This window comes from Bdellovibrionota bacterium, from assembly GCA_035292885.1.
Taxonomy (GTDB): Bacteria; Bdellovibrionota_G; JALEGL01; order JALEGL01; family DATDPG01; genus DATDPG01.
This window is the reverse complement of the sequence record DATDPG010000086.1, coordinates 1-8,981: the sequence shown is the minus strand read 5'-3', so window position 1 is coordinate 8,981 and position 8,981 is coordinate 1. Positions and strand designations below refer to the sequence as shown.

At 54.7% G+C, this 8,981-nt stretch carries 10 protein-coding genes; 5 read left to right on the top strand and 5 right to left on the bottom strand.

Annotation, left to right across the window (positions count from 1 at the left end; all coding sequences use genetic code 11):
- The 3 genes from aspS to lipB all read right to left on the bottom strand — a co-directional run.
- Window positions 1–798, bottom strand: a 798-nt coding sequence (aspS, locus tag VI895_07120; protein ID HLG19574.1) for an aspartate--tRNA ligase, incomplete at its 3' end; no start/stop codon positions are given.
- On the bottom strand, window positions 795–2,060 hold the full coding sequence (gene hisS, locus VI895_07115) for a histidine--tRNA ligase (protein ID HLG19573.1): 1,266 nt from the start codon (window positions 2,058–2,060) through the stop codon (window positions 795–797). The genes hisS and aspS, both read right to left, overlap by 4 nt.
- Entirely contained in the window at window positions 2,053–2,787 is a 735-nt protein-coding gene (lipB, locus tag VI895_07110) for a lipoyl(octanoyl) transferase LipB (GenBank protein ID HLG19572.1), read from the bottom strand. Before lipB ends, hisS begins: the two co-directional genes overlap by 8 nt.
- Window positions 2,788–2,922: 135 nt before the next feature.
- Between lipB and VI895_07105 the strand changes: the two genes are divergently transcribed.
- From VI895_07105 to VI895_07095, 3 genes are all read left to right on the top strand, one after another.
- Complete coding sequence (locus tag VI895_07105) at window positions 2,923–3,435, top strand: periplasmic heavy metal sensor (GenBank protein ID HLG19571.1); 513 nt, start codon at window positions 2,923–2,925, stop codon at window positions 3,433–3,435.
- Between the two features lie 651 nt (window positions 3,436–4,086).
- Entirely contained in the window at window positions 4,087–4,356 is a 270-nt protein-coding gene (locus VI895_07100) for a type II toxin-antitoxin system Phd/YefM family antitoxin (protein ID HLG19570.1), read from the top strand.
- 103 nt (window positions 4,357–4,459) lie between these two features.
- Window positions 4,460–4,969, top strand: coding sequence for a transcriptional regulator (locus tag VI895_07095; protein HLG19569.1), 510 nt, complete (start codon window positions 4,460–4,462; stop codon window positions 4,967–4,969).
- A 138-nt stretch (window positions 4,970–5,107) separates the two neighbouring features.
- On the opposite strand, the gene VI895_07090 is transcribed toward VI895_07095, so the two are convergent.
- Both VI895_07090 and VI895_07085 read right to left on the bottom strand, forming a co-directional pair.
- The gene (locus tag VI895_07090) at window positions 5,108–6,553 is read right to left on the bottom strand and encodes a diguanylate cyclase (protein ID HLG19568.1); all 1,446 of its coding nucleotides are present in this window, start codon (window positions 6,551–6,553) and stop codon (window positions 5,108–5,110) included.
- Window positions 6,535–7,185: a hypothetical protein gene (locus VI895_07085; GenBank protein HLG19567.1), complete on the bottom strand. Its 651-nt coding sequence runs from the start codon at window positions 7,183–7,185 to the stop codon at window positions 6,535–6,537. The genes VI895_07090 and VI895_07085 overlap by 19 nt, the downstream gene beginning before the upstream one ends.
- 76 nt (window positions 7,186–7,261) lie before the next feature.
- Between VI895_07085 and VI895_07080 the strand changes: the two genes are divergently transcribed.
- The gene (locus tag VI895_07080) at window positions 7,262–8,179 is read left to right on the top strand and encodes a hypothetical protein (GenBank protein HLG19566.1); all 918 of its coding nucleotides are present in this window, start codon (window positions 7,262–7,264) and stop codon (window positions 8,177–8,179) included.
- A partial coding sequence (locus tag VI895_07075; protein ID HLG19565.1) for an ABC transporter substrate-binding protein occupies window positions 8,176–8,981 on the top strand: 806 nt, incomplete at its 3' end. The genes VI895_07080 and VI895_07075, both read left to right, overlap by 4 nt.

Sequence of the window (8,981 nt, the reverse complement as noted above, 5' to 3'; positions counted from 1 at the left end):
GGAGAAGAGCTCTTCCATCAACTGCTGAACGGTTTGCGGGGTTGCGAAACTGATCTCGAGATCGAGTTGCGTGAACTCCGGCTGGCGGTCCGCGCGGAGATCCTCGTCCCGAAAGCAGCGGACGATCTGATAATAACGATCGAATCCGGCCATCATCAGCAATTGTTTGAAGAGCTGCGGAGATTGAGGGAGCGCGTAAAACTTTCCCGAATGAATCCGGCTCGGGACGAGATAGTCGCGCGCGCCTTCGGGTGTGGATTTTGTTAGAAACGGCGTTTCGACATCGACGAACGCGTGGTCGTCCAGGTACCGCCGAATCGATTGCACGATTTTGTGGCGAAGCAGAAGTTTTTGTTGCAACGACGGTCGGCGAAGATCGAGGTAGCGGTATTTCAGACGCAGCGTCTCCGAGGCGTCGGTCTCTTCGTCGATCGAGAACGGTGGAACCTTGGCTTGGGTGAGAACGTTTACGCCTTTCGCGACGATTTCCACTTCGCCCGTCGGAAGTTTGGAATTGATCATCCCCTTCGGCCGTTCGGCCACGACTCCGGCGACCGCTACGACGAATTCGTTTCGGATCTCTTGAGCAATTTTATGTGCCTCCGTCTCTTCGGGCCGAAATACGACCTGCGTGAGACCGTATCGGTCGCGGAGATCCAGAAAAAAGACGCCGCCGTGATCCCGGCGCCGGTGGACCCATCCTTTGAGGAGTACGGTCTTTCCTACGTCCGATCGACGGAGATCGCCGCAGGTATGCGTTCGTACGGTGTCGGGCAGTAGGGGGTTGTGGGCCTTCATTTGAAATGTTGGAGAAGATGCTTGGCCAGATCGGAAAACTTCACTTCCTCTTGTTGATGATTGACCAAGTCTTTCACCAAAGCCGCCTTATTCTTCAGTTCATTGCCGCCGATCAAAACCGCCCACCGCGTGCCGTTCTTGTCCGCTTTTCGAAGCGCGCTCTTGAGACTTTGAATTCCAAGTCCGACATCCACGATCGCCGAAACGTTCTTGTGCAAAAATATCTTTCGCGTTTCGGTAGCTCGCCGAAACGCTTCCTCTTCGGCCGCGCTTTCCAAAGGAAGAAAATCGATTCGTGGGACTCGTTCCACGGTGATTGCCGGCGAGGCGATCAATAGTCGCTCGATTCCCATGGCAAAGCCGATGGCCGGCGTATCCGCGCCGCCCAGTTCCGCAGTCAATCCATCGTAACGTCCTCCTGCCCCGATCGCGTTTTGGGCACCTAACCCGCCGGCCGTCACTTCAAAAGAGGTTCGTGTGTAATAGTCGAGACCTCGAACAATCCGAGGGTTCACCGTGGCTCCCAGGCCGAGTTCCTCGAGGCCCCGCTGAACGGCGACGAAATGATCGCCGCAGGCCTCGCACAGCTCATCCACCATCTTCGGGGCGTCCTGAATAACCGGCTGGCACTCGGGGTTCTTGCAGTCAAGCACCCGAAACGGATTCGACTCAACTCGTCGCCGGCAGTTTTCACACAACTCCTTCGTGTGTTTCTTCAGGAAACTCTGGAGATTCTTCCGATAGGCCGGCCGGCAGGTCGGGTCACCCACGCTGTTGATCTGCAGGTCAACGTCGGGAACCTCGAACGCTTCCAGAATCGACACCAAAACGGCCATCACCTCCACATCGATTAGGGGGTGTGCGCTGCCGATCGCTTCAATTCCCAGTTGGTGGAACTGGCGGAGCCTCCCCTTCTGCGGCCGCTCGTGCCGGAACATCGGGCCGAGGTAATAAACCTTTTGGAGATCTTGTCCGTGATCCAAATGATGCTGAACGTACGCGCGCACGACCGATGCCGTTCCTTCGGGGCGCAGCGACATGCTGGCTCCCCCCTGGTCTTTGAACGAGAACATCTCCTTTTCGATGACATCCGTCGAAGCGCCGATCGACCGGGCAAAAAGGTCGGTTTCTTCCAGGAGAGGTGTTCGGATTTCCGCGTATCCGTACGAGAGAAGAATGTTTCGAAGTTTTTCTTCCGTGCGGAGCCATCTCGGAGCGTCCGCCGGCAAAATATCTTCCATTCCTTTGAGCGAATTAAACATACGCTGCCGGAGGCGGTATAAAATCGGGATTGACGTTGCAGCCGAGGTTTCGCGGGAACGGCTCGTTCACCGGCAGGCCGAGGTCCCAACCGAATATAGCCTCCAACGAAGAAAGAAAAGGCTCGATCGTATCCGCTAAAACCAAACGAACTCCTTCTTTCGCCATAGAGGTCATTTGAACTCCCGGAATTCCGCAAGGAGTGATCACATCAAAATGCGATAGGTCGGGATCGATATTCAGCGCCAAGCCGTGAATGCTGACCTGCTTTCGGACATGTATACCGATGGAACCGATCTTCTTCCCTCCGACCCACGCTCCGGGATAACCGTCTTTCCGTTCCGCCGAGATTCCGTAACGATCCAGAAAATGGATCATCGTTTTTTCCAGAGCGCAAACGAACTGCTTTACGCCCATTCCGATCGAGCGGAGATCGACAACTGGATAAACCACTAGCTGGCCGGGACCATGGTACGTGACCTTTCCGCCGCGGTTGGTTTCCACAACCTCAAAACCGGCTTCGGAGAGGGCCGTTCGATCGAAAAGAACGTTTTGCCCTTTTTCTCCCCGCCCGAGAGAAACGGTCGGCGGATGTTCGACGACCAAGATTTCTCCGGCGCCTTCACCCGCGAGAACTCGGCGGCGCAGTTCCTCCTGAAGCTCCCACGCCGGAACATACGGCTGCCGCCCCAGAAACCGCCAGCTTTTCACACTCCGTGCGACGCCCATAAACGAGCCACTTTGCCACGTTTGACGGCGAATTGCGAACGTCCCATTGGCGGCCGGACAAACGCGGACTTGACCTTTGAGTACTCCTCCGCCGATGATATTGGGCCCTCAAAAAACTCATAAGGAGGAAATCACATGAAATCACTTTCGACTCTTGGTTTGTTGGCGCTTCTGGCTTTTCCGAACGTGGTCCGTGCCGATCACGGCTGCCAGGGGGAATGCCCCCACGAGAGGGGAGGGAAAGGTGCTTGGGGACACCGTTTCGGCACGCCCGGCGCCCGGGAACCGCACGGGACCCTATTCTTGGATTATGCGACGGAGCTCAAGCTGACCGACGCTCAAATCGTAAAACTCAATAAGCTTCGCTTGAAGGCCCACGATAAGAAAATGGAATTGAAGGAAAAGATGTTCGGTCTGCACGCCGAGGTCGCGAAAATGGCGCACGAACAAAAGCCGGACCGGAAGGCCATCGAGAAAAAAGCGGACGAGATCGGAAAGTTAAAAGGCGAGATGGTGAAACTTCGCGTCTCCACCGTGATGGACGCGAAAGAAGAACTCAACGATCAGCAGCGAAAGAAACTGATGGAAATCTTCGATTCGAAGTACCACGGAATGAAAATGGGCGGCGGCGATTCAGGGGATGAATAGGGTCTCCACCGCTTAGTAGCGGGATACGAATCCGTTCGCGGACGCCATCTGTGACGACGCCGAACACGGGTATCAAAATTACTCGCGAGTAATTTTGATACCCATCCAAAAATCATGTTGCTTTTTCGCGTGACCAATGGCCTCACGATTCTCAAACGGTTGGTGTAGAGGAGCCCGGTTGCTACGGCGGCGGCGATGCAGGGGGTGAGTAGAATCCGCACCGCCGAGTAGCGCGGTACGAATCCTTTCGCAGACGCCACATTTTTGATAATGATTTTAATAACTTAAAAGAATATAGGGAATTTTTCTGACACGGTTTTTCGTGACCATAGAAAAAGTACGGCTATAATTTTAGCTAAATGTTTGCTATCCTATATTCTGGAGCCGTTGAAAAGGATCTGCGTAGGCTACGCGCTCATGACAGACGGTATATCTTGGATGAGATAGACGAGCAGTTGACGGTGAATCCTGCGGTCCCGAGCCGCAGAAAAAAGAAACTTGAAGGAGTGCTGCCGCCCTGGGATCAAGTTGACCTGTCTGGCAACTGCGGATCGGAGACTTTCGGGTCTTTTATGATGTCGATGATGAGCAGAAGACGATTATTATTAATGCGATCCGTTACAAAGGTCGCGGAGAAACGGAGGAAATTCTATGAAGATTATAGGTCTCGGCGAAGCCAAAAATGAATTGAGCTCCTATGTTACTCAGTCTCAAAAAGATCGTGTTCTCATCACAAGGCATGGGAAGCCGGCTGCGTTAATGATTGGCGTAGAAGGTGAAGAGCTGGAGGATCTACTGATCAGAGCGAATCCCCGGTTTTGGCAGATGATCGAGAAACGTCGAAAGGAATCTCAGACGATTTCTGCTCAAGAAATGCGAAAGAGATTGGGTGTACGTGACATCAAACACAAGCCAAAGTGAACTTACAGTACGACGTAAAGCTCGTTATTGTCGAAGCCGTTCTCACTCATGGGGAATATGACAAAGAAAGATGGAAGTCTTAAAAGGGTGAAAGGACTGTAACGTGCCCATTGCAAAGAAAGTCAATCGATTGACCGAGGAACTTGAAATTCATACACCGGCGGCTCTGCTGAAATTCGTGGAGAGCGGGTGCGTTTATATGAGTCTTGTAAAATCCTTCCCATTGGTTCCGATTACGAATCAAAGTGAACATACAGCTGCAGTGGAAGTGGCTAAAAAGGTGTCGGAGCATCTAAATCAAAACGAGGAACTGGCGGTAGAAACAAAGAAAGTGATGATGTCCTACTTGGAGACGCTCAGTGGCCTCATTGAAGGGTACGAAAAGAAGAGATATCCGGGTTTGGGACGAAACGTGAAAGGCGTCGATGTCCTTCGATTTCTTATGGAAGAGCACGGATTGAAACAAACCGATTTAGCAGAAACAATGGGTGGCCAATCGGTGGTTTCGGAACTTCTTGCCGGAAAGAGGGGCCGAGAATTGAATCGGAAACAAATTGAAACGTTATCTCGACGGTTTCACGTTTCCCCGTCGGTTTTCTTTGATCGAGTTTAGAGTCCAGGGCAGACTATCGAACACTTCTTTGAGTGCGCGTTCGCAATTTCTTTTTTGCTGATCCCGAAGAACTTCAACTGCCCTCACGTTTCTCAAACGGTTGGTGTAGAGAAGCCCGGGTGCTGCGGCGGCGACGATTCAGGGGATGAGTAAGCTTTGCATCTCACGAGCCGGAACGCCCGCGGGAGACGCCACATAGATCGCGTTCCGGCTGGCCGTTTTGGCGTGATACATCGCCTCGTCGGCCAGGCGAATGATCGTTTCTTTGTCCCTCGCATGGTCGGGGAACGTGGCCACGCCGATCGACGCCGAAAGCCGAACATCCCGAGCCCGCTCGATGCCGAGTTCAGCCAGGAACGGCCGATCCTGAACGCAACGGCGGATTCGCTCGGCCACCTGCTTGGCCCCTTGGGTCGGTGTGTTGATCAAAATCAGGATAAATTCGTCGCCGCCGTAGCGGACGATGGCGTCGATATCGCGTACGGCGTTTCGAAGTTCCTGGCCGACGGAGATCAGAAGGCGGCTGCCGACCAAGTGCCCGAAACGATCGTTCACCTGCTTGAAGAAATCGAGATCGACGAAAAGAAAAGAGACAGGATAACCGTGGCGCGAGGCCCGTTTCATTTCGGTATCGGCGAACCGGTCGAGGTACCGCATATTGTAAAGGCCGGTCAGGTCGTCGACGAACGCTAGGTCGCGTAGGCGTTCGTATCGAAGGGCGTTGTTCAACGAAAGCGCGATTTGACGAGAGAGCACGCGAATCTGTTCCTTTTTTTCCCTCGGCAGCGCGGATTCCGGATCAAAACCGAGCGCCACCAGCGTCCATTCTTTCCCTTCCAACCGCAGCGGAATCAAAAGCACGGGGCCGTCGGCGTTCGGAAGGCGGAGTTCCGCTACGTCCATCCAGGACACGATCGGCAAGCTCTTTTGAAACGCAGCGTCCTTTTCGGCCACGTGATCCGCGACGATTTTCCCTTCTTTTTTGGTCATTCCATTGACGGCGAAAATCCGGAACACCCGGTCGTGGTCCTCGCGAAAAAGAACCACGCCGCTCTTGGCTGCGGCGATCGACATCAGAATCCGAAGAGCCGTGGCTCCCAACGGTTCAAATTCGATGTGCGAGGCGATTTCTCGGCAAAGTGAAAGAAGCTCCACGGTCTCTTTCAGCGACCGGTTTTCATCGATCAAACGGCGCAGGTCGAGCCGGCGGCGGATGACGATCTGAAATTCTTCGTCCAAAACCGGCTTCGTCAGATAGTCGGCGGCGCCCAACTTGAGGGCGTGCACGGCCGAAGCCAATTTGCCCTGCCCGGCGAGAGCGACGACGTCCGCCAGCGGAGAGAGTTCCCGGACTTCTTGAATGAACTCCAGGCCCGCGGTGCCTAGGAGTTCCACATCCACGATCACCAGCATGCACGGCCGCCGTTCCAATAACTGTCGGCCGCCACCGGTATCCTGTGCGGTGAGAACCAGCCGCTCTTGATCGGCGAGCAGGTCGCTCATTCGCGTCAGGAGATCAAAATCCGGCCCGACGATCAAAATCGCGTCGTGGATTCCGGGCGCCGTTACTGAATCAGTTTCCATTCGTTCTTTTCCAGGACGAATTGCAGCACCTGCGTGTCGCTCTGAAGGCCGGTCTGCCAGTTCACTTCCAAGAGCGCTCGGTCGCCTTGAAAGATCGGTTTGGCCGGGATGAATTGGATCCGCGCTGTGGCGGTGCGCATTTTCTCGCGGCCGTCTTTCGGAAGAGCTTTGAGCTGCTTTTTCACGTCTTTCTGCTGATACGACGCGTAGCAATCCGCCATTCCGTCGATGTCGCCGTTGACGGCCGCATTTCGCCAGACGAAGAAAGTGTCGGTCGGGCTCTTGTACTTCGAATTGCTCTTCGTGAGTGTTTTAAGGAATGTGTCGGAACTCGGGTCCCCCGCACCCGGCGACGCTGGGGGAATCTGGGGCGGGCTGTTACCGGCCGACGGGGATGGTTCCTTCTTGGTCGGCTTCACGCCGAAGTCGATCGAAACAATCTGATCCTGCGGAATCTTGCGGCTCTGTTTACCCGTGATGGCGATCGTTATCTGGCCGTTGCCGTATTGCTGAATCTTCCCTTCGACGACTTCACCGCTCTTGAGCCTTACCGTCTCCGCCTGAACTCTCCAGGGGGCGAAAGCGGCGAAAATGGCTAGCGAAACCCAAAGAGATCGGTGAAGGATTGGCACAAAGCGGACTGTAACGTACCATCATAGCGGTTTCAAACCCCCTCTCGTGCTGCGGCGAACCTTACCCAGTCTGGCTGTGATTCTATGGATGGGCGGGTTTATCTTGACCCATCCAAGCATGGCCGGCCCGTCGTCCGCCGCCGAGCCGCTGCGGCACGGAAAAGAAGCCCTCGAAGCGGGCAAGTTCGACGAGGCGGAAAGGTGGTTTCGGATTACAAGGCGCGATTTCCCGAAGAACACAGAAGGGACCGAAGCGTTGGTGCAGGAGACTTTCCTTCTGGTTTCCAGAGAACTTTCGTCGCTGAAGCTGGCCTCCCTTTGGCGCGAAGGGGCGAACTGGGCGGAAAGTGTTGAAAAAAGCTCCGCCTCCGCGCAGCAGAAGAAAGCCAAAGCGTATGAAAGTAAAGCGCTGGAGGCGATCGGAGGAATCCGCGACATCACACCGAAACTCTTGGGCCTCTCTTCCGTCGCGCTCTCCTTGAATTTCAACGTGGGAATGGAGGGGTTGGAAGCCGACGATATTCGAAACCGCCTTAAGAAGGGGGAATGGGTGGAGGAAGACGATGCTTCAAGGCTGGAACGCGCGGAATTTCTCGCGAACTACCTCGGATTTCTCGCGACGATTTTCGATCATTTGGACGATCGAATGTTCAACAATCCTCATGAAGGAAAGGTGCGGGCGCCGGTCTTGTTCAACTCTTTGGGAACCCGCCTCTACATTGCGAACCAAAAAAAACCGACGACCGAACAATCGCGACTGGCCAAACGCTGTTTCGACCGCGTACTCGAGCTGACGTCCGGTACGCCCTACGACAAACAGCGCCAAGAGGCGCTCGATTTCCTGGCTAAAATGGATGCCAAGAAATCCGCGGCCGCCACGCCCGTGAAGGCGGCGGCAAAAGATTGGGTCTGCCCCGTCGACGGCAAGACAATGGATCCCAACTGGAAATTCTGTCCCTTCCACGGCGCCAAACTCGGCAAGAAAAAGAAATGAAACGGTTCCTGGCGGCCCTCCTCGTCCTTTTCTTGTTCGGTTGTAGTCGGAAGGAAGCGCTTACGCTGCGAAAGGAACTCAACATTCCGTTCGTAACGGACATCAAAGGATTCGACCCGATCCATGCGAACGATCTTTATTCTCACATGGCCTGCAGTCAGGTCTACCAGGGACTTTTGCAGTACAAATATCTCGCCCGTCCCTTCGCTCTGGAACCGCTCTTGGCCGGGGCGATGCCGGAGATTTCAAACGACGGCCTGACCTACACTTTTCATCTCCGTCCCGACGTATACTTTCACGACGATCCCGCTTTCGGCGGCAAGAAAAGACCGCTTCGCGCTTCGGACTTCGTGTATAGCTTCAAACGCCTCGCCGATCCCGCCAGCCGGTCTCCGATGTACTGGATCCTGGAGGGGCGGGTCGTGGGGCTGGACGAGTTTCGCGCGAAACTCTCGAACATTAAACCTCCGGTTGCCTACGAGGCGCACCCTGTCGAAGGTCTCACGGCGCCGGATGATCAAACGTTTGTTCTTCGACTGAAAAAACGCTACCGGCAACTTATGGATGTCTTGGCGATGGTGCCTACGATGGTCGTGGCGCATGAAGTCGTTGAAAAATATGGGGCGGAGTTCATCAACCACCCGGTCGGCACCGGTCCCTTTGTTTTGAACGAATGGCGGCGCGGGGAAACGGTTAATTTCGAGCGGAATCCGAATTACTGGGTCGAGACGTATCCTTCTGTAGGCAGCGAACAGGATCGAAAGGACGGTTTGTTGGCCGCGGCGGGAACACGTCTGCCGAT

Excerpts from the sequence above, each read along its gene's own strand:
- hisS (HLG19573.1), bottom strand. The coding sequence starts at position 2,060 with ATGTTTAATTCGCTCAAAGGAATGGAAGATATTTTGCCGGCGGACGCT.
- lipB (HLG19572.1), bottom strand. The coding sequence starts at position 2,787 with ATGGGCGTCGCACGGAGTGTGAAAAGCTGGCGGTTTCTGGGGCGGCAG.
- VI895_07105 (HLG19571.1), top strand. The coding sequence starts at position 2,923 with ATGAAATCACTTTCGACTCTTGGTTTGTTGGCGCTTCTGGCTTTTCCG.
- VI895_07100 (HLG19570.1), top strand. The coding sequence starts at position 4,087 with ATGAAGATTATAGGTCTCGGCGAAGCCAAAAATGAATTGAGCTCCTAT.
- VI895_07090 (HLG19568.1), bottom strand. The coding sequence starts at position 6,553 with ATGGAAACTGATTCAGTAACGGCGCCCGGAATCCACGACGCGATTTTG.